The sequence below is a fragment of the Virgibacillus phasianinus genome (genome assembly GCF_002216775.1).
Classification (GTDB): domain Bacteria; phylum Bacillota; class Bacilli; order Bacillales; family Amphibacillaceae; genus Virgibacillus_F; species Virgibacillus_F phasianinus.
Genome location: NZ_CP022315.1, coordinates 325,410 through 345,385 on the forward strand (window position 1 = coordinate 325,410; position 19,976 = coordinate 345,385).

A 19,976-nucleotide genomic window follows, 5' to 3' on the forward strand; every position below is an offset into this window, starting at 1 on the left:
GGGGATGATCAGGTGACGATTAATTTTCATGATCAAGGTAATAAGCATAGCTACACCAATAGAAGAGCCGATGGAAGCTGGTTAGCTTTGATGAGGAATACTGTGAATACAGCACATATTAACCATGCAGCGGACATTGGATGTGGTGGCGGGATTTATTCCAAGGCATTGGCAGACCTTAGAATCAAATCGGTAACAGGAGTAGATTTTTCTAAAGCAATGATTGATGGTGCCAGATTGAATTGCAGAAATTACGAACAACTGAATTTTCAGCTCGGAAATGCGAATAAAACGGGGTTGCCTAGTGGAAAATTTGATTTAATTTTAGAAAGAGCTTTAATCCATCATTTGCATGACTTGAAATCCTGTTTTAACGAAGCATACCGATTGTTAAACGATGGCGGTACTTTTGTTGTTCAGGACCGGACGCCAAAGGACTGCTTACTCCAGGGATCCAGTACCCATATTAGAGGGTATATTTTTTCTAAGTTTCCGCATCTAGCGGAACTCGAAATAAAAAGACGGCACGAAGGTGAAGTGGTTAAAAATAATTTACAATCGGCCGGATTTAGTAATATGGAGGAAATGAAGCTGTGGGAGACACGACGAATTTATTCATCCAAAAGGGAATTATTGGCTGATATTCGCTCAAGAAACGGCCGCTCTATATTACATGAATTAACTAACTATGAATTAGAGGAGCTAATTACATTTATAGATGATAAACTTGATGAAAAGGAAATTGTCGAAAAAGATCGCTGGACCGTTTGGAAAGCGACTAAAGAACATAGCGGGGAATGATTGGGATGGAGAAACTTGAGATACAGGAGATAACGCAGGAATTTCATGGCGAAGCAAAACACCTAATATTAGAAGGCATGAAAGAACGCTTTGGTTTTATTGATTATTCACTTAACCCTGATTTAAACAACATTTACGAGCACTATACAATGAATGGCCATCTCTTTCTTATCGGATTCTTAGAAGAAACAATGGTCGGTACGGGAGCATTAACAAAGGAATGTTCTACGATTGGCAGGATCGAGCGCATGTCAGTTGGAAGACCATACCGCAGAAAGGGAATTGCCCAAAGAATGCTTGATCAGCTTGAAGGCCAAGCAATAAAATTGGGATATTCAAAAATTGTTTTGGAAACGAATCAGGAATGGCACAGTGCTATTGCATTTTATAAGAAAAATGGATTTGTGTTTGATTACCATGAAGGTGAACGGATTCACTTTTTTAAACTAACTTAGGATTTTTCATCCGTTTTATTTGATTCCCATTTTTCCAAATAGGATTGCCATTCTTTTTTGTAGTGAAATATCAACACAGTAATTCCAGCAACCATTAGAATGATACTAAGTATATAAGGAAACCATCCCATTATTTCTGTCATCACAGTACTAAATTTACCTGGAGGGTTGGTCCAACCTTCCAATGAAGGGATGTACAGTGCGATTGCCAGATGCATAATCCCGACCAATAATGTTCCAGACATAAATAGAGCGATACCTAACACAAACTTTTCCTTCATCGTCAACCACTCCATTTTTATATTAATCGTACATCAGCCCACTTAAGCCTTAGTCGATATTATACCTTTTTATATAATCGGGACTCAATTCACTCCACACATCGAATTTGTTGCCATCCAGGTCATAAAATATAAAGTTTCGCCCTGGGTGTCCCCGATCTTCTATATCGCCAATTTTAACCCCTCCTTCTTTGAACGTATTATGTAAGTCTTCTAATTCCTTTTCTCCATTAACCTCAAATGTGACTGTAAAATGTTCGTAACCATTTGCATCAGTGAAATTTAATTTTTCGTCGGCTTTTGCTTTCACCAGAAATACACTTTGGTTTGCAAAATCTAATATTGTTTTTTGTTCATCTTGAAAATTTACTACGGCTCCAAGTACTTTCTGATACCAACTGGCTGATTTATATGGATCCCTAACCGGAATGTAAATGGTACCTACCCGATATATTTTCCCGTTCATTTTATTACTCCTTCCTCTGCAAAAAAAGGAAAGGAAAAAATTCCTTCCCTGTTTTTCACTTATGAACTTTATGGTCTTCATCCTGTTTCTGATTTAACATAAACTTTTTTGGTGACTGATCGGATCCCGTAATTAGATTGGCGATATATGAAGATGTATGGTGATATCCGTTCTCTATTTTTTCCGCCAAAAAGTTTGTGCGTTCAAATAAAATAGTACGGAAGTATTCAATTTGTCTCGTCACTTTTTCCATCAGAGCTTCCTGGTTTTCAAGTCTATCTAATACTTTGCCATGCGCATCTTCATGCTGTGAAATTCGATCTGCCATTTGATGTTGCAGCTCATATTGATCATTTACTTTGGATTTAAACACTTCATTTTCCAAACAATACGTTTCCAATTGTTCCACAATCGCTTGGTGGGAGTTGCCTAATTTGTTAAGCTGATCCATCAGCTCTTTTCCCGACAATTGTTCATTTGCAAGCGTTACCTCAAGTTTCTTATTTTGACTTTCCAAATTCCTAAGCCGCTCCAGAACATAATGCTGGTCTTTCTCGTGTTGAACATTGATTCGTTTCAACTCATTTAACCTGTTGCTTATTTCTTTCCACTTACCCGTTTGGGCATTTTCCTGTTTTTCATATAAAACTTTTAGTCCATGGATGGAATGGTTCAAGGATTCGTTTACTTTAAGTTGGCCGTTTACAAGTTCTTCAAAATGATCCCTTTTGAAATAACTTTGATTGGGTTCATCAATAGCGCCCTTGTTTTTATAAATATCACCGTGGCTGCCATTATTAATAAATAATGCCATTAGCTTTTTTCAACCCCTTTTGTCACATATTCAGTATTATTCTATGCATCTGAATAATAAAGGGGACAAATGACCCGATTTTACATTAAAGGGCAATGTACCTTCGAAAAATTATTTAATTACCAAAGCCATATACTCTTCATCATAATACGAACCATTAATCTTTAGCGCTTTTTCTTCCAAGCCAAATGTTTGAAATCCCAATGTCGAATAGAGCTGCTTTGCCTTCTTATTTGTTTTTACCACGGTTAAATTTAATTTTTCAATTTCATCGGTTAATTTAGCGGTTTCTATAACCTCTTGAAGTAAGGATTTGCCGATGCCCTTCCCCTGTTTTTTGGGTGTCACATACATGGCAAAAATGTTTGCTCGATGTTGCAGCTTTTGATGCCTTTCCTTCATTAATGTAACCATCCCCATCAAGGTATTATTTTCAAATGCACCAAATGTGTAATTACCTTTCACATCCAAATTTTGAGCTACTTGTTCAATCGGATTTTTTCTACTAATTGCCTCTTCATAACTTGTTGCAAATGCTTCCGGGCATTGCTTCAGTGCCTCTAACCTTAAATTCCAATAATTTTCTGCATCGGTTGCTGTTAACAGTTTAATCTCCAAATTTTTTTCCCCTTAACTATAGCAATCTATCTATAATTTATTCGACATAGGTAACTAAATTCCTGCAAAAAAACGCCGCTATCTGCAATGCAGACAACAGCGCTTCCTAATGATATATGTTACTCTTTCATTTTCTGTTCCATTTGTTCAAATTGTTCTTGAACTTGCTTTTCTGGGTTCTTTGTCATGTTGCTGACAACGATAACGGCTAGTAGACTTAAGATAAATCCAGGGATTATTTCATAAAGCCAGTCAGATAATCCCGGAATTGATAGCCAAACAATTACTGTGATTCCACCAGCAATCATTCCGGCGAGTGCTCCCCACTTGGTCATGCGTTTCCAATAAAGACTTAACAAGACAACTGGTCCAAATACCGCACCAAATCCAGCCCAAGCATTACCTACAAGTCCAAGGATTGTATCATTAGGTGTATATGCAAGAATTAGAGCGACAATTGCTACACCAAGTACTGCTAATCGACCAACTAAAACAAGTTCTTTGTCTGATGCATTTCTTCTAAAGAACGTTCTGTAGAAATCCTCTGTAACCGCACTTGATGTTACAAGAAGTTGTGAAGAAACTGTACTCATAATCGCAGCCAGAATCGCGGCCAGAATGAAGCCAGTTATATATGGATTGAATAATACTTCTGCGAAAACGATAAGAACGGTTTCCGGATCGCCAAGCATATCCGGTTTATCTGAGAAGTATGAAACCCCAATTAGACCAACTAGCATCGCGCCAATAATGGATATGATCATCCAACCAATTCCAATACGGCGGGCAGTTTTCAATTCTTTCACAGAGCTGATTGCCATAAAACGGACGATAATATGAGGCTGTCCAAAATATCCGAGGCCCCATGCCAAGAATGAGATAATACCAAGGACAGATGTACCTTTGAAGAAATCCAGTAATGATGGATCAATTTGACGAATATCATCGAGCATTGTTTCTGTTCCACCAACGTTTGTTAAGGCAACGATTGGAACCAATATCAATGCGACAAACATGATAACACCTTGTACAAAGTCAGTCATACTTACGGCAAGAAAACCGCCGAAAAGTGTATATGCAACGATAACCGCTACAGTAAGGAATAGACCGATATGATAATCCAGGCCAAATGCACTTTCAAATAATTTACCGCCTGATACCATACCCGCACATGCATACAAGGCAAAAAAGATAAGAATAAAAATTCCGGAAACAAGTCTTAACACATTAGATGAATCAAAAAAACGATTTTCTAAATAATCCGGGATCGTTATGGAATCCTGGGCAACCTCCGTGTACGTTCTCAGTCTAGGTGCCAATATTAGATAGTTTACATAAGCTCCAATAGTAAGACCAATTGCAAGCCATGCACTGGCAAGTCCAGTCATATACATTGCACCTGGCAAGCCCATTACCATCCAGCCACTCATGTCAGATGCACCAGCTGATAAAGCTGTTACCGCTGGTCCTAAGCCGCGTCCACCCAACATATAATCTGATAAATTTTTTGTTTTTCTATAAGAATAGTAACCTATTAATAACATGCCGACCATATAAATGCCGAGCGATATAAATACTCCTACTTCCACCCAATCTCTCCTTTAAGTTTTTTGTTCGCTTTTATCGAGAAAGTTATGTTTCTTTTGATCCTTTGCCCGATCATTTGCAAGAAACATAAAGCAAAAAGCAAATAAATAACACCAACGGTTATATAAGTTACCATTCAACTGCGGTACATTCAAGTAAATATAAAAAGTGAGAAATAGCGAAAAACCGCGCTAACCCACTCATATGATAGGGATGAAACCGTTTGCAAATAATGTAAAAGAACTAAAATTCAGAATAGTAAATCACAGTTATTTGACGAATTTTACGAAAAGTTATCCAGTGAAAAATCAAATAATCCTTCACTCAGTGCGTTACTGAATGAAGGATTATTTCTATTCATAGATAATGGTTTTTGGCTTACGGGCAAGAGCCATAATTCCGGCGATCAAGTAAAAGATTCCCGCTATTATTCCGGCACCATAACTAATAAATGCCACAACAACTGCGGTTACAATAAGTATAATTCCCGCTGCTTTAGGTTTTTTATTTCCTTTTAGGAAAATCATCGAAATAATTCCCAATATAATGGCTACAACAGAGATAATCGTAAGTATTAATCCACTATTACCCACTGCATCCAGCGCATCGTTTAAATCTGTCATGGAAATGGATGCACTAGGGTCCTGAGCAGCTGCTTCCCTAAAGAAACTTTCAACTTGTTCTCTGTTATTTTCCACCCAAACCATTACGGCACCAATAATCGCAAAGAAAGCATAGAAAAATGCTCCAATTATTCCTAAAGTAACTTCTCCAGTTCGTTTCAAGTTACGAACCTCCTTTCAATACCTTCAAAAAAATTATGTCTATTAAACTACGTTTTAACAAGGGAATATGTTTCATTTTTTTCGTAATTATGCTCTTAAGTCAACTATTTGGATGGTATAATATGCGTAAAGGACGGTGGTTAAAATGATCGCGTTATCCAAATCGAAATGGATTTGGTATTTCCTGTTAGTCAGCTTAATATTTGCCGCAAATTCCGCACTATATTATTCTCCGGTTTATGATTCCGTACCCTCTTTAGCGGTTTGGGGATCCGTTTTTGATTTAATGTTTATGATTCCTTTATTAACTTATTTATTAATTCTCCGCCGAAGGTACCCGTTTAAATATTTGGGTGGAGTTGTTCTAGCTTGTTATTTACTGGCAAATCTCGTTATTCCTTCCCAGCACATGCAGCAAATCACCATGTTTTCCTATTTAATAATAGCTTTTGAATCAATATTCGTTTGTCTCGAACTCTACATTTTATTTACAATAATTGTGAAGCTGCCAAGAATAATATCCAGTTTCCGGTCTAATAATACTGTCCCATATTTTTATACAAAAGCCATAAATGCATACTCAGATCATTTGTCTGTAAACCGTATGGCAGAAGTACTTCTCTCTGAAATGTCGCTGTTTTATTATGCATTATTTAGTTGGCGAAAAAAAGTTCCTGAAGCGGCTGACAACTATTTTACCTACCACAAAAATTCAAGTGTTATTACTATTTATATCATGTTAATTCATGCAACGGTATTGGAAACAGTTGGGTTACATTACCTATTGCATGAGTGGAATGTGATCATTTCCTGGGGCATACTTGGATTGAATGCTTATGGAGTTCTATTTTTCATTGGTGAAATAAATGCAATTCGGTTATCTCCATTTATCATTCAACATAAAAGGCTTTATATGCAAGTCGGTCTAACAAAAAGTGCTGTTATTCCCTTTGATTCCATAGAACAATTACGAACGTATGAAGGACCGGAAAAGTTGAGTAAATCCGATCAAAAGAGAACAATGGATGCTACTGTAAAAGATATTTTTAATAACAAACCTTCTCTAGAAATCGTTTTGCGCGAGAAGATAGTAGTTCGCTATATGTACGGCTTCAAGAAAAGTGTTGACCGGATTCTGTTAAATGTGGATAATGATGAATCATTTCGAACCGCTTTAACCAGGGAGGATTAAAGATAGGTTGGACGGACTGATTTTCTTTTTTTGAGCCGACCAACCTATGATTTAAGCCCTTTTAGTAAAGAACATTGCCAATAAACCCGTACCCATCCCGATTAATGTACCTACTGCGGCACCACCAAATAATATGCCAAGCCCGATACCAAGCAGCATACAACCGACAAACACGATTATACCCCTGTCGAATCTCATCATCTCCACCTCCTGTTCATGGTGTTTCTAAACTTATTATTTTTTATATTTTATTCGTGGATAAGCTAATCATTACTTGAAAATGCATATTACATATGTGTTACAACTCCATGCACAAAAATAAGGTGCAATCTCTAATTTAAGAAATTGCACCTTATGAAAGGCATTATTATTTTAATTTGGTCTTTTGCTTTGAAAGGAGAGGGCTAAAAACCCAACTCCCATACCAATTAATGTTCCAATAGCAATCTCACCAAATAGCATTCCAACCCCTATTCCAAGGAACATACATCCAATAAACGCCACTCCACCGTCATATTTCATTCACGCACCCCCATCAATTATCATATTCGTGGTTCAGCTAAAAAGTCCATTTTGCCAAGGTCAAACTATCTATTTTGGCAGCAACTTCCGCTGAATTCGTATTTGTCCCCGATGGTTGATTTCATCTTCAAAGGTATGAAACCAGATGAAATAGTTATTTGCTTGAAAACCCTCCCACGTACAACTGGAATACAGCCAATCATCATCCCGTTTTTGAAATTCGCTTAGTGTTCTATTTCGAACGGTTTCTAATTTATTTAGGTAATATTCAAGGGGGTTGCCATTGATTTCATTTCTTCCTTGATCACCAAGTTCATAAGCCGCTCCCCATTCCATGCCTTCCTGTTTATTTGGTTTTCTTTCATCAAATGTTTCAAGTTGAAAGCCAAATTCTACTGCGGCCATATGAAGTAAAAGAGCGCCGATTGAATTACTATTTTCAGTTGGAAGAAAATCTAATTGCTCAGTAGTTAATCCCTTCACAGCTTGTAACGTTGTTAATCTGACATAATTCATCATGCTGACTAAATGCCCTATTTGTGGCGAATAATTTTCTATTTCCTTTACTTTAAATTCCATTTTCATTTCTCCTGCCCTCTTACTGCCGTTCCCTTGGTTATTTGAATTCCCGCTTCTTGAATAGAATGTCGAAAAACCAAAATCTGCGGGCTTCCCTCTATTATTCTCGTTACATACCCATAAGCTTTTTTAATCGGTTTCATACCTTATTCTTCATTCAACCATTTTGACATAATCAGATCTTTTGCTTCGTAATTAAGTTTCTCATATAGGTGGATAGCGCGTTTATTATGGGCGAATACATGCAAGGATATCTTTTCTATACCATTGGCTAGCGCGTAATCATCCAGCGCCTTTAAAGCTGCTTTCCCATATCCCTGACCCTGATATTCGTCAAAAATAAGAAAATCATAGATAAAGGCTTCTTTTTGCGGGTTTTCTGGTTTAAAGTGATACCATAACCATCCAACCTTTTTATCGTTATCTACTTTTGTGATAGCAAATAGATTTTGATATTCACTATCCAATCCCTCGGGCAATAATCTCTCAAATTCCTTTTCCGACTTTTCTGGTGCTTCCTCTTTTGTCCACGTTCCTGCCTCTACTTTTTCACTTGCATAGCTCTGTATGCTTTTCGATGTGTAATGAGCAAAATCATCTTGGGTCATTGGAAGTAGTGTAACTGTCATCTCATTTCCCCCTTGCTTGTTTTCAGTCCTTGAATAAATTATGCGTTATAGTCTCCCCTATTTAGTTCGCTTTCCAGGTAAAACAATCCTGCAAAAAATGAAAATTCGACATATCCAATCCCTCCACTTTAGCGCAGTAGTGTAGTGGGGGACTGTCCCCAACAAAAAAGCTTACCTCCATGGAGATAAGCTTTTCGCTTAAGGCGCTTTAACACATTAGCGTAGTGGGGGACTGTCCCCCTATTTATGCTACTTTATCCATTCCGTCATCGAGAGCGATGGTTTTTTGTTTTTGTTTGTTTGCTGAGCGGTAAAACAGTCCTATAATTACTGTGGTTATGACAGCCGCTACTACATAGGAAATATTAATCGGCAGTCCAAATCCAATTTCCGCATAAAAGATATAGGACATTGTTGCCATGGTAATAAATACTGCTGGTATAAAAGCTATCCAGTAATTTTTCTTCGCCAGCATTAAATACATTGCCCCTACCCAAAGTGCAATCATTGCTGTCGATTGATTTGCCCATGAGAAGTAACGCCATAATAGATTAAAGTCAATTTTGGTTAAGGCAAATGACAAGGCGAAAAATGGTACGATAATCCAAATACGATTTAGTACTTTCTTTTGACCTATTTTAAAATAATCTGCTACAATCATCCGCAAGCCACGGAAAGAGGTGTCTCCGGATGTAATCGGTAAAACAATAACACCTAAAATAGCTAATGTTCCACCTATTGCACCTAACATTCTAATCGACACTTCACTTACAACCGCCGCTGGACCACCAGCCGCTAAGATTTCATTTAATTCATTGCCACTGAATAAGCTCATTGCAGCAGCTGCCCAAATCATAGCAATAATTGCCTCAGCAATCATCATGCCGTAGAATATTTTACGTCCTTGACTTTCATTTTCTGTAGTACGGGAGATGATTGGTGATTGTGTTGCATGGAATCCTGATAAGGCTCCGCATGAAACTGTTAAAAATAACAGTGGGAAAATTGGCAGATTATCTGGGTGCATGTTTGTCAGGTTCATTTCAGGAATTGGTGCACCTGTTACGATTAAGCCTATTCCAACACCCGCTGCACTAATTAATAATAATGCGCCAAACAGTGGATACACTTTACCGATGATTTTATCAACTGGCAATATCGTTGCCATAATATAATAGATGAAAATAGCTGCCACGATAACACCCAGGCCAACCCAATTTGATGCCAAATCGTGAAGCAGTGTCGCTGGAGCAGTGACGAAAACGGTTCCAACTAATAGTAATAATAATACCGAAAAAGCATTTACCACATGTTTCATGCCCTTGCCAAGAAATTTACCTGCCAATTCAGGTAAATGCGCTCCCCGGTTTCTAATCGAAATCATACCTGTTAAATAATCATGAACTGCCCCTGCAAAAATAGCTCCAAGCACAATCCATAAAAACGCAACCGGTCCGTATAACGCACCTAATATTGGACCAAATATCGGACCAACGCCGGCAATGTTTAATAACTGGATTAGTGAATTCTTCTTGGTATTCATTGGCACATAGTCAACATCGTCGGCCATACTGTAGGCTGGCGTTCTGCGATTTGTATTAGAACCAAATACCTTCTCTACATATTTACCGTATGTGAAATACCCCACAATAAGCAGTGCAATTGATACTAAAAAAGTTACCATATATAATTCCCCCATATCATTGAATACGCTTTCATAATATGAATTAATTATAACCAGAGTTGTGAAGTAATTGTGAAAAAATGAATAACCTGTCGAATTTCCTGCCTAACATGTTAAAAATGGGAGATAAAATTATAGTTCCAACTGTTCTCGAAGAGTTTTAACATAGTTTCTACTTACAGGAATTTTCTCTTCCAAATTGTTCAACTTTAGCTCATAGGCCCCATTAAACCATGGAATTAGTTGTTCAACTTCTTTTAAATTCACGAGAAAGCTTTTGTGTGTTCGATAAAATGAATATCCTGCAAGCTTAACCTCCAACTCTTTTAATGTTGATTTTACATGGTAAGTATGTTGCTTTGTATGTATAACCGTTTCCCGTTGCTGATGATTACAGTAAATAACATCCTGGGGAGTCAGATATACAATTTTCCCGTCTTCTTCAACCGCAAGTTTGCCATTTGGTTTTTCTTTATTTACTCGTTTTTCATCAGAAACAAATACTATTTTCTCTAACCTTTGCACAGTTTCTGCTACTTCTTCATCAGAAAATGGTTTTAGTAAATAGTCGACAGCCCCGTACCGAAAGGCTTTTACCGCGTAATCTGAATAAGCGGTGGCGAAAACTACTTTAGGTGGATTTTTCATATTATCAAGGGCAGCAACCATTTCCATCCCAGACATATCAGACATTTCAATATCGACGAATAAAATATCTGGCTTAAGGGTTAATGATTTTTCAAGACCTTTTTCACCTGACTCCGCCTCGGCAACAATCATTATCGAAGGGTGATTTGATAACAAATGCTTTAATTCTTCCCGACTGTATAATTCATCATCTATTATAATAACCTTTAGTTTCTTACTGGACATCATTTCTTCCCCCTTTCGATTCTGAAGACAGGTAAAATCTAACGGCCGTTCCCTTACCTTCACTTGAACGAATATCTAACATTGAACCTTTGCCGAACATCATTTCCAAACGCCGGTTTACATTATACAGACCAATGCCTGTACCAGTTTCCGATGATATTGGTTTATGAAGAAGCTCATTCATGCGCTCTTTTCTAATCCCCTTGCCATTATCCTTAACTGTTACCAGGACACCGGGTCCCTGTTTCTGAACAGAAATAGTAATTGTACCTTTCATTGTCAGCCCCTTCATACCATGCTTTAACGCATTCTCCACCAACGGCTGTAACGTCATGGTAGGGATTTTATGACCCATTACTTTCTCATCTTCTACTTCATAGAAAACCTCCATTTTTTCAATAAATCGTTCCTTTTCAATGGATAGATACGCATTAACATGTTCAAACTCCTGCGAAAGTGTTGTCATTGGATGTGTTGAACTTTCAAGATTTTTTCTAAAATACCGCGATAATGAAATCAATAATTTCCGCGCCTTATCCGGGTCTATTCTGACTAATGAAACAATCGTGTTAAGAGCATTAAATAAAAAATGCGGGCTAACCTGAGCTTGTAAAGCTTTTATTTCCGCTTCCTTCATTAATTGAAAGTATCGATCTGCATCAGCAATCTCTAGTTGTTGACTTAATAAGGACGAGAGACCTTTTATAAACTCAATTGTGACAGTTGAAATATCTTTTTCATTCTGGAAATAAAACTTTAATGTGCCAACTGTCTCGGATTTCCGTTTCAATGGTGCAATAACCGCTTGATCAAGTGGACAATCCTGATAGTGGCAGTTGATAGCGTCTTTATCAGCTATTAATAGTTTTCCCTCGTGCAAAACGTGCTGTGTACCTTCTGTTTGAATTTGTTGATTTGGCTGATGATGGTCTGAGGCCACTCCTACATGTGCGAGAATCACCTGTTGATTTGTTATAGCAACTGCCGATGCCTGTACCTCTTTTAAGAGTATGTTACAGGTTGCCTCAGCTGTCTTTGTCGATAATCCTTGCCGCAAATGTCCAATCGTCATTTCAGCTAATCGCAAAGCTTTCTGGGCCTGAATGGCACCCATCTTTTCTTCTTCATGAAAAACACTGCTTATAACCAATACAAATATAGCTGTTCCAATTCCATTGGCCACAATCATCGGTAACCCAATTTCAGCTACAAGCTGGTATGCTTGGTCAAATGGCCTGGAAATAAGTAAAATCAAACCCATTTGCAGTGCTTCAGCCAAACCGCCAACGATCAATGCCACAACGGGAGGAACGTATCTCCTGCTCTTCTGCAGGCGTTTATGAACCAGCCCAGCTAACAGCCCAGCAAGAATACCTGATATACTACAGGAAAACGCAGTAAAGCCACCCAGCATGTAACGGTGTATACCAGCAATCAATCCCGCGCCAAATCCTATTTTCCAACCACCAATCAATCCTGCGATAACAATCCCAATCACCCGAGAATTCGCAATCGCTTCATTTTCATCGAGACCCATCGCCCAACTTGATAACCCCAACGAATTTGTACTTACTACTAATCCCGTATATGTACCAAGTATGCCAAATAACCCGAACATAATCATAACTGGCAAACGCTGTCTATCCGTTACATCTCGTTGATGGATAACCGTTCTAAAATAGCGAACCCTTGTCATCAAAAAAGCGACTGTGACAATGATTCCGATTCTTTCCAGCATCAATAATAATAAATTCCACAATTGTCTCACCGTCCAGTTAGTTGCAATTCTTTATTCATTATAGATGAAAATGGAGTTATTGAGGAAGAAAACATATCAAATTCTTGTGGGTAAATCCAGCAAGAAGTGTAGAGATATTTATCAGGTAAACTTGTACAGTTAGCCTGAGGTGATTTTATGTATTCAACCATTATCCAAAATAAAAATATACGATATTACTTAATAGGCGGAGGGGTCTCAAGATTAGGTGATGTATTGTCTGGTATGGCGTTTTTGTTCTTAGCATACGATCTAACAGGTTCAGCTATCCACACGACTGGGATGGCAATTGCCGAGACAGTCCCATATCTATTGTTCGGATTAATAGGTGGTGTGATAGCGGACTGGTTACCACGAAAAAGGTTACTCATAATTTTGGATTGTATTCGCATTCCGCTCGTATTTTCAGTAGTACTATTTCATCACTTCAATATTATGAGTTATGCTTATTTGCTTCTTGTAAGTTTTTTAATACAGAGTATCGGATGCTTTTTCAATCCTGCTCACCGGGCTGTCCTGCCATTAATCACCAAACCGAGTGATCGAACTGCAGTAAATAGTTTAAATGATACGGTCGGTCGTGGAGTAACAGTTCTTAGCCCGATTATCTCCGTCTGGCTGCTATCTTACGGAGTAATTTATTTTTTTGTGCTGGATGCACTGACGTACTTTGCCAGTGTGTTCTGTCTTACAAGGTTATATTTTACGGAGCATAACATGCAAACGGAAAAGTCTGTTAGCCATGTTTTCCTGGCTATCAAGGAATTTTTTATATGGTTGAAAGGGCAGCAAACGCTTAAATGCTTATTCATACTTACATTCATCGTTGTCTTTTTTAATACATGGGTTTGGGAAGTTGGCCTATTGCTTGCATTGACTGATATGACATCAAGGAGTGAGGAAGTCTACAGTATTCTGCAAGGTGTTTTTGGGGTGACAGTAATTGTAACCAATATATTTGTTCCTTATTTCGTTAAAAAAATGACCATTAGGATCTACCTGGTCGGCGCTGCGTTTTGGGGAACAGGTATCCTATATTATGGCGTCCTTTACGATGTAGAACACTTTTTTATTGGAGCCATATTAGTTGGTATTGGATTACCAGTTTCAAGTCTTGTTCGAGTTTATCTTATCCAATCACTAGTTTCCGAGAACAAATTAGGGCGTGCATTCAGTTCTAATGCTGTTTTGTTATATCTTGCTAATACGATATCTTTAACCATTTTTGGTTTGCTGGCATCCATCATTTCCATTCAATGGTTAATGATTAGCAGTGGCGCACTTATCCTATTGACCGGATTTTGTGGTTTACTTATTCCCATCATGAAACATTCGAAAAGCGGTTGGCGTTTTCCCATAAACTTTTTTAAATAGCTGGTTGTAGGCGCCAACATTCTTAAACCCAACTTGTAATGCAATCTCAAGAATGGAGGAAGTTGTTCGTGTCAGGAGCTCCTGGCTCCTAATCAATCGATAAATCTGCAGCCACGAATATGGCGACAATCCAGTTGTTTGTTTAAATAAATGTGCAAACTGATATTTACTCAGACCAGATTGCATTGCCATCTCATCCAAAGTCCAATCATCATCATAACTATCTTTTAATGCATTGATAACCTTATGCAGTTCATCATTTGCCTGAAATGTTGGCAATTCTTTAAGGTGAGATCCTGGACCGTATTGGAGCATTAAAATGACGAGCTGTGTGAGGGCATTTTCAATGAAAAGTTGTTGACTCTTTTCCGAAGCATCTTGATTAAACAGCATAAATTCACGCAAGAAACCAACCCACTTTGTAATCTGTGGATGCTTAAAGGAAAACAACGCAAATTCAGGATCTGTTAACGACACATCTATTTCGATAGCAATATTACTGAGCAACGATTGATCAAGTTCCACCAGAAATTTTTCTTTGGAAATTTGCAATTGTTTATGCTCCTCATTCGGATTAACAATGATAAACTCATCTTTGTTAATAGCTAAATCCTGTCGCTTCATTTGGTATGTTCCTTTTCCATATGGAGAATAAATTAGCTTATAACAGTCATCACTTCGCAAGCGTCGTTCACCCAAGTGGTCATTGCGCATGAGAAGCAATCCGTTGTGATGGTCCAGTATCATTGCAAAAACTCCCTTTAAATCCAGCTATCTTATATATCTTTATTCCTAGTTTCATGCCTAATCATCGTAATAAATTCCGTTACATCCGTATTGAATTTTATCTGCCCTACAAACCCGAACTTTTCGTAAAGGCGGATAGCTCGTTTATTAAATGTTGCTACTGTTAAGCGCATAGGAGTGTTCAAATGAGCTTCCTGGATGTCCTTTAAAATAAAAGAAAAAAATGTACTGCCGAATCCTTTTCCTGTGAGATTCGGCTTCATCCCAATTCCAATATCAATATAATTTTCATCGTAAGCTTTAATTTTATTTCCAGCAGGAACTTGTGTGGCACTCCCAGTGCAATAATAACCAATCAAATCATCATCACGGTCAACAATTGCAAAATAAGTATTGTTCAGCATCTCATCTATTGATTCTGTATTTAGCTCGTTGTTATATAAATCATAAGGCTTTTCATATTTCCAATGAAGAATCTCTACAGCATAATCTTTTGTTATCTTTCTTGTTTCCAAATGCATGATTTTCCCTCATTTCCTGCATCCCTAATCATCTTCTATCGTTTTTTTCAGTCTCACCTTTACCTGATTCATCCAATTTCTTTTTTCGGAAAAAGTTGGTAACAATTACAATAACAACGCCGACTATCATGATTGGTGTGGAATAGGAAGTATAGTGTTCCGGATAAAACTTTTTCCACCCAATGTTCTCATTCATACTTAATCCGAAAATAAATACAATCAATCCTATGTAAAATATTATATTTCCAGCTCTTGTGTACTTTTTAATCGCCATGCACCTCTTTAAAAAATATTCATTGAATTCCAATATATTATATCAAAAAATACCGCACAAGCTCTACTAAAACCTGTGCGGTATCTGTTTATTGATTAACTTGTTTATTCTTACGTTTATCCCAGAACTTTTTTATAAACGGATAAATAACTGGTCCGTATTTTATCAGTCGTCTAATTAGCTTTCCCAAGGTATCTCCTCCATATATAGAATGGCTTGTATACCATTTATATATGTATGTTTCCATTTTTAGCGTTTTTTAAACAACCTTAATCAAGCCACTCAGATCTTAACATGGAAAAAACGTACGCGTCATGGGATTTATCCCCTTGATACAGATATCCCCGAAGAATCCCTTCTTTTTTAAAGCCGACTTTTTCCAGTAAATTATTGGAGGAAACATTGTCCGGAAAGGTTATTGCACCCATGCGGAATAAACCCATTTCCCGGAATGAATAACCCAAAACTGAACGGATTGCCTCAGTTGCGATACCTTTCCTCCAATGATCCGGGTGTAACTCGTACCCGATTTCAGCCCTCTTACTCCAGGTACTTAAGTTATTTAGACCAATCGTTCCGATAAATGTCCTTGTCTCTTTCCAAATGATTCCCCAACGTATGCCATGTTTTTTCATATACGTATCCTCGAATGAATCAATGATTTTTGAGGCTTGATTGACCTTCTTTAGACTATCCATGCCGTAGTATTCCGTTACTTTATCTTCTGACATAATGTCAAAATATGCTTGATCATATTGATGATCGATATGTACCAATTTTAGTCTTTGTGTTTCGAAAGTTGGAAAGTCCATCATCCCACCCCATCAAAATTAATTATAGGTTAATCTATAATTAAAGATATATTGAATTAAAAGCTTTTCATCTGCTGTTAAAATAGACTCTTTTTGGTGCTTTTCTTTTTCAGTAATTTTTCAATTTCCAACTTAAATACCATTCGTATTCATAAGAACAACTCTCCACCCATCCGGGTCTTCAATTGTAATTCCTTTTTCCTTCCAGTAATGGTTTTCAGGTTCCACCGCGTCATAACCCATTTGCTTTAATCTATCATAAATTGCATCAATTTCTTGTTTATCGGGAATATACAATACCAGTAAATTATCATGTGTGGGCGCTGAACAAGGACTTCCATCAACATGTTTGGTGAATTCCAAGTGATAGGAAATTCCAGGCAGCCCATAAATAACACCGGTATATCCACGATGCCCCGTAAAATCTGTCATGCGTTCTAAACCAAGACCTTTTTCATAGAAATCAATAACCTCATCAAATTTATCTGTTGGTCTAGCAATTCTAATTTGCGCGGCCGTAAAATCGTTGAATTTCATTATTCAGTTCCCTCCTTTTCCATAGGAATCATTAATTTCTACCATTTCGATGCAATCCATCTTATTCACACCTTTTATGTAGTTATTCCCCCTTTTTAAATATAGGGCCTTCATAAACTGCCGTATGATATTCGCCGGATTCTCCCATTGGGCAAACATCTTTTTGAAGGATATCGTTAATAAAGAATTGGTCAAGCTTTCTTCCTACCCAGGATTCTGGAAGCTTTGTTTGATCAACTTTAATAACCTCCGCTTTAAATCCTGCACCAACAAATTCATGTAATAAATCCAAAACTTTTTCCTGTTCTGTCCAGATAGGATATAGCGGTTCTAGTCCTGCTTTATTGGCTACTTGTTCTCCCCATTCACGATGCCCGTCCAAATAAATATCACCAAAAGCAATACTGTTGATAGGATATTGCCGTTTTAATTGTTTCAGGTTTCGGACGAAGTCTTCCGTATAAGTTGCAAAATCTGTTTCCATGAAATGTATGGGGATACCGATACTTGATGCTTGCGCTTCTAATTTTGCCCGTTTTTCATCATGGGCTACCGTTGCCTGACTTTGCTGCCAAATGGTAGTAATTAAACAGGAAACCTTAATATTTTGTTGCTGTAACTTATACAAAGTAAAACAACTATCTTTACCACCACTGAATGATAATACTACTTCTTTTTTCGTCATTTAAATCACCCTTTACCTAGCTGAAGTTTTCATTCTCTTTATGGATTCAAGTATTCTATATCCATCAGATGTTCTTCCATTATATGGCTTCCACCATGCGGGATACCTTATAGGAATAATGGTACATAAAAACATCCAACTGTTCCATATAGCAATCCCTACAACGAAATGGTTTGAAATACTACTGTGTACAAAAAGTGTGGAGCCTATTGCCGCTACCGCAATAAACAAGGATGCAATTGGACCACCAGCACTGAATAAAAGCTGCCTAGGTGCCGTTAACGTCATATTTTCATTTTTAAATCCACAAAACCCCGAAAACGCCCATTTAATATGAAAGTGCACTCTACCAATACGAAAGTTCTCTTTATTAGAGCTATCCATAGGTCCTAAATAAACAACCGGTCTTTCTTTACTCACGAAAATTAACCCAAACGCATGTCCTACTTCGTGTAATAGAACGGAAATGGGTATAACAACAATATAAAAGATGATAAATAACAGCATTATATTCTCCTTTGTTATAGATAATCCTTCATCCCACTTTCAAACGCATCCTTATCGCCATTTTCAATTCCGTGAAGTGCTTCCTGCAGGGCAAAAGTTCCTTTATAAAAGTAAGTTCGTTTTGCAATTTCAGTTCCATTTGGATAGAGGGAAATACATTTTTTAAAAAATGCTTCCCCATAACTTGCCAGAATACCTGCAAAATCGTATGCCGGGTCACCTAACTCAGACCCCCCAAAATCTATAATACCGGTAATTTCCCGTTTACAAGAATCATACAAAATGTTGGATGCACCAAAATCCCCATGAATTAATAATGGCTTAAAGGTAAAATCATTAACCTGTGAAAAGAAGTCCCCAAACAAAGCGGTAACGTCTTTCCTAGCTTCTTCCCTCATATATGGATAGAGTTTTCCTTGTATTTTTTTATACAAATCCACAAATTTCAATTGCAAATTAAAGGTTTGTTTTGGTAAAATCTTTTTTACCTCTTCTATAGAAATACCATGGAGCTCAATTAAAAATTCAACTAGTTGGGCTGCAATTTTTTCAACTTGTTGATCATCTGTGATTTTCTCAAAGTCATTTCTCCACAATGGTGTGCCTGGAATTAGTTTATACCCAGTAAATACTTTGCTAACTTCGAAGACATCAAATGATTGATAAATTGGAACAGGAATCGGTAGAGTTACATACTTATTTATATGCTCCAATATAACAGTCTCTTCTCGTAGTTGCTCAACACCTTGGGTATATTTTGGGAAATGAAACACAATTGCATGATCCACAATTAACACGTCATTATTTTGACCAATTTCATTTAGCTGAATATCATTAATCATCAGTTCCGGATAAACCTGTTTAATTCGATCGGCGTATGAAATAAACATTCAAATGCTCCTTAAGCTGCTAAATTTGTTCTTCTACTTCTCTCATCAATAGCCACTCGTCATTGATATTTTTCCAGTTTTCAATTGTAAATAGCCTTGCTTTTTCTTGTTCACCTTCAACCAAAATTTGTTCGTAAAAAACAATTGCATAATCAACTTGCTTCATTCTTATCACACGGTTTTCAAAGTTTTTAGTGAACCTGCCAACTGATTTTCCAACAGAATCTCTCAATCCTTCAATCGCGTCTGCGCGATTAAAATAGGCAGGTTTATGGTTTTCTGCAAAAAAGGTGACATAATATTCGGGTGACATCTTTTCAACAAAGGCAGTGTCTCCAGTTTCCATGGTTTTCTTCCATTCCTGTAAAAAGCGATTATGGAAAGTGGTGAATGCTCTAAGTGAATTATTCTTAATACTCATTTTAACCATCCCCTTAGCTATCTAGGTAATAGCACGCAGTATCCCTCTCTAGAGGTATTCAGCGTAATAAATCAAGTTAGCCATCAAACTAATTATTATAAATACGACCATTGCTATCATTACCGGTGAAAAATGACCAGAATTA

26 protein-coding genes are annotated in these 19,976 nt (G+C 37.4%); 4 read left to right on the top strand and 22 right to left on the bottom strand.

Features of this window, described 5'->3' with window-relative positions:
* The first annotated feature begins 12 nt into the window (after window positions 1–12).
* A complete protein-coding gene (locus tag CFK37_RS01575; RefSeq protein WP_089060269.1) occupies window positions 13–801 on the top strand; it encodes a methyltransferase domain-containing protein in 789 nt (262 codons plus the stop codon).
* Between the two features lie 5 nt (window positions 802–806).
* Window positions 807–1,256, top strand: coding sequence for a GNAT family N-acetyltransferase (locus CFK37_RS01580; protein ID WP_245837286.1), 450 nt, complete (start codon window positions 807–809; stop codon window positions 1,254–1,256).
* Here the strand turns inward: CFK37_RS01580 and CFK37_RS01585 are convergent.
* The 6 genes from CFK37_RS01585 to CFK37_RS01610 all read right to left on the bottom strand — a co-directional run bounded on the left by CFK37_RS01585 (window position 1,253) and on the right by CFK37_RS01610 (window position 5,807).
* Entirely contained in the window at window positions 1,253–1,537 is a 285-nt protein-coding gene (locus CFK37_RS01585) for a hypothetical protein (RefSeq protein WP_089060271.1), read from the bottom strand. The genes CFK37_RS01580 and CFK37_RS01585 overlap by 4 nt on opposite strands.
* A gap of 49 nt (window positions 1,538–1,586) precedes the next feature.
* On the bottom strand, window positions 1,587–2,003 hold the full coding sequence (locus CFK37_RS01590) for a VOC family protein (protein WP_089060272.1): 417 nt from the start codon (window positions 2,001–2,003) through the stop codon (window positions 1,587–1,589).
* A 55-nt stretch (window positions 2,004–2,058) separates the two neighbouring features.
* Complete coding sequence (locus CFK37_RS01595; RefSeq protein ID WP_089060273.1) at window positions 2,059–2,817, bottom strand: hypothetical protein; 759 nt, start codon at window positions 2,815–2,817, stop codon at window positions 2,059–2,061.
* Window positions 2,818–2,928: 111 nt separating this feature from the next.
* Entirely contained in the window at window positions 2,929–3,435 is a 507-nt protein-coding gene (locus CFK37_RS01600; protein WP_089060274.1) for a GNAT family N-acetyltransferase, read from the bottom strand.
* 119 nt (window positions 3,436–3,554) lie between these two features.
* Window positions 3,555–5,024, bottom strand: coding sequence for a sodium/proline symporter PutP (gene putP / locus CFK37_RS01605; RefSeq protein WP_089060275.1), 1,470 nt, complete (start codon window positions 5,022–5,024; stop codon window positions 3,555–3,557).
* A 351-nt stretch (window positions 5,025–5,375) separates the two neighbouring features.
* Window positions 5,376–5,807 carry a DUF4064 domain-containing protein gene (locus CFK37_RS01610; protein ID WP_089060276.1) on the bottom strand — a complete coding sequence of 144 codons (432 nt, stop codon included), beginning with the start codon at window positions 5,805–5,807 and terminating at the stop codon, window positions 5,376–5,378.
* A 145-nt stretch (window positions 5,808–5,952) separates the two neighbouring features.
* On the opposite strand from CFK37_RS01610, the gene CFK37_RS01615 reads away from it, so the two are divergent.
* On the top strand, window positions 5,953–6,999 hold the full coding sequence (locus tag CFK37_RS01615; protein WP_089060277.1) for a hypothetical protein: 1,047 nt from the start codon (window positions 5,953–5,955) through the stop codon (window positions 6,997–6,999).
* 51 nt (window positions 7,000–7,050) lie between these two features.
* Here the strand turns inward: CFK37_RS01615 and CFK37_RS20105 are convergent, their stop codons facing one another.
* The 7 genes from CFK37_RS20105 to CFK37_RS01645 form a co-directional block, all read right to left on the bottom strand.
* On the bottom strand, window positions 7,051–7,200 hold the full coding sequence (locus CFK37_RS20105) for a hypothetical protein (protein WP_172840440.1): 150 nt from the start codon (window positions 7,198–7,200) through the stop codon (window positions 7,051–7,053).
* Window positions 7,201–7,371: 171 nt separating this feature from the next.
* Window positions 7,372–7,521, bottom strand: a complete 150-nt coding sequence (locus CFK37_RS20110) for a hypothetical protein (RefSeq protein WP_172840441.1) — start codon at window positions 7,519–7,521, stop codon at window positions 7,372–7,374.
* Window positions 7,522–7,590: 69 nt separating this feature from the next.
* A complete protein-coding gene (locus CFK37_RS01620) occupies window positions 7,591–8,100 on the bottom strand; it encodes a DinB family protein (RefSeq protein WP_089060278.1) in 510 nt (169 codons plus the stop codon).
* Between the two features lie 146 nt (window positions 8,101–8,246).
* Window positions 8,247–8,729 (bottom strand): GNAT family N-acetyltransferase, encoded by a 483-nt coding sequence (locus CFK37_RS01630; RefSeq protein ID WP_089060279.1) that lies wholly within the window; start codon window positions 8,727–8,729, stop codon window positions 8,247–8,249.
* A gap of 244 nt (window positions 8,730–8,973) precedes the next feature.
* A complete protein-coding gene (locus CFK37_RS01635) occupies window positions 8,974–10,413 on the bottom strand; it encodes a carbon starvation CstA family protein (protein WP_089060280.1) in 1,440 nt (479 codons plus the stop codon).
* Window positions 10,414–10,545: 132 nt separating this feature from the next.
* A complete protein-coding gene (locus CFK37_RS01640) occupies window positions 10,546–11,289 on the bottom strand; it encodes a LytR/AlgR family response regulator transcription factor (RefSeq protein ID WP_245837287.1) in 744 nt (247 codons plus the stop codon).
* The gene (locus CFK37_RS01645; RefSeq protein ID WP_342746731.1) at window positions 11,276–13,054 is read right to left on the bottom strand and encodes a LytS/YhcK type 5TM receptor domain-containing protein; all 1,779 of its coding nucleotides are present in this window, start codon (window positions 13,052–13,054) and stop codon (window positions 11,276–11,278) included. Before CFK37_RS01645 ends, CFK37_RS01640 begins: the two co-directional genes overlap by 14 nt.
* Before the next feature lie 147 nt (window positions 13,055–13,201).
* Between CFK37_RS01645 and CFK37_RS01650 the strand changes: the two genes are divergently transcribed.
* A complete protein-coding gene (locus CFK37_RS01650; RefSeq protein WP_089060283.1) occupies window positions 13,202–14,437 on the top strand; it encodes an MFS transporter in 1,236 nt (411 codons plus the stop codon).
* Here the strand turns inward: CFK37_RS01650 and CFK37_RS20310 are convergent.
* The 9 genes from CFK37_RS20310 to CFK37_RS01695 form a co-directional block, all read right to left on the bottom strand.
* Entirely contained in the window at window positions 14,372–15,184 is an 813-nt protein-coding gene (locus CFK37_RS20310) for a helix-turn-helix transcriptional regulator (RefSeq protein WP_245837288.1), read from the bottom strand. The genes CFK37_RS01650 and CFK37_RS20310 overlap by 66 nt on opposite strands.
* 29 nt (window positions 15,185–15,213) lie before the next feature.
* Window positions 15,214–15,705: a GNAT family N-acetyltransferase gene (locus CFK37_RS01660; protein ID WP_089060284.1), complete on the bottom strand. Its 492-nt coding sequence runs from the start codon at window positions 15,703–15,705 to the stop codon at window positions 15,214–15,216.
* 28 nt (window positions 15,706–15,733) lie between these two features.
* Window positions 15,734–15,979, bottom strand: coding sequence for a hypothetical protein (locus tag CFK37_RS01665; protein ID WP_089060285.1), 246 nt, complete (start codon window positions 15,977–15,979; stop codon window positions 15,734–15,736).
* 269 nt (window positions 15,980–16,248) lie between these two features.
* Window positions 16,249–16,791, bottom strand: coding sequence for a GNAT family N-acetyltransferase (locus tag CFK37_RS01670; protein WP_089060286.1), 543 nt, complete (start codon window positions 16,789–16,791; stop codon window positions 16,249–16,251).
* A 132-nt stretch (window positions 16,792–16,923) separates the two neighbouring features.
* Window positions 16,924–17,328, bottom strand: coding sequence for a VOC family protein (locus CFK37_RS01675; protein WP_089060287.1), 405 nt, complete (start codon window positions 17,326–17,328; stop codon window positions 16,924–16,926).
* A gap of 82 nt (window positions 17,329–17,410) precedes the next feature.
* The gene (locus CFK37_RS01680) at window positions 17,411–18,013 is read right to left on the bottom strand and encodes a Dph6-related ATP pyrophosphatase (RefSeq protein WP_089060288.1); all 603 of its coding nucleotides are present in this window, start codon (window positions 18,011–18,013) and stop codon (window positions 17,411–17,413) included.
* Window positions 18,014–18,025: 12 nt separating this feature from the next.
* On the bottom strand, window positions 18,026–18,520 hold the full coding sequence (locus CFK37_RS01685; RefSeq protein ID WP_089060289.1) for a hypothetical protein: 495 nt from the start codon (window positions 18,518–18,520) through the stop codon (window positions 18,026–18,028).
* Between the two features lie 14 nt (window positions 18,521–18,534).
* Window positions 18,535–19,410, bottom strand: coding sequence for a phosphotransferase family protein (locus tag CFK37_RS01690; protein WP_089060290.1), 876 nt, complete (start codon window positions 19,408–19,410; stop codon window positions 18,535–18,537).
* Between the two features lie 19 nt (window positions 19,411–19,429).
* On the bottom strand, window positions 19,430–19,831 hold the full coding sequence (locus CFK37_RS01695; protein ID WP_089060291.1) for a hypothetical protein: 402 nt from the start codon (window positions 19,829–19,831) through the stop codon (window positions 19,430–19,432).
* Window positions 19,832–19,976: the final 145 nt, after the last annotated feature.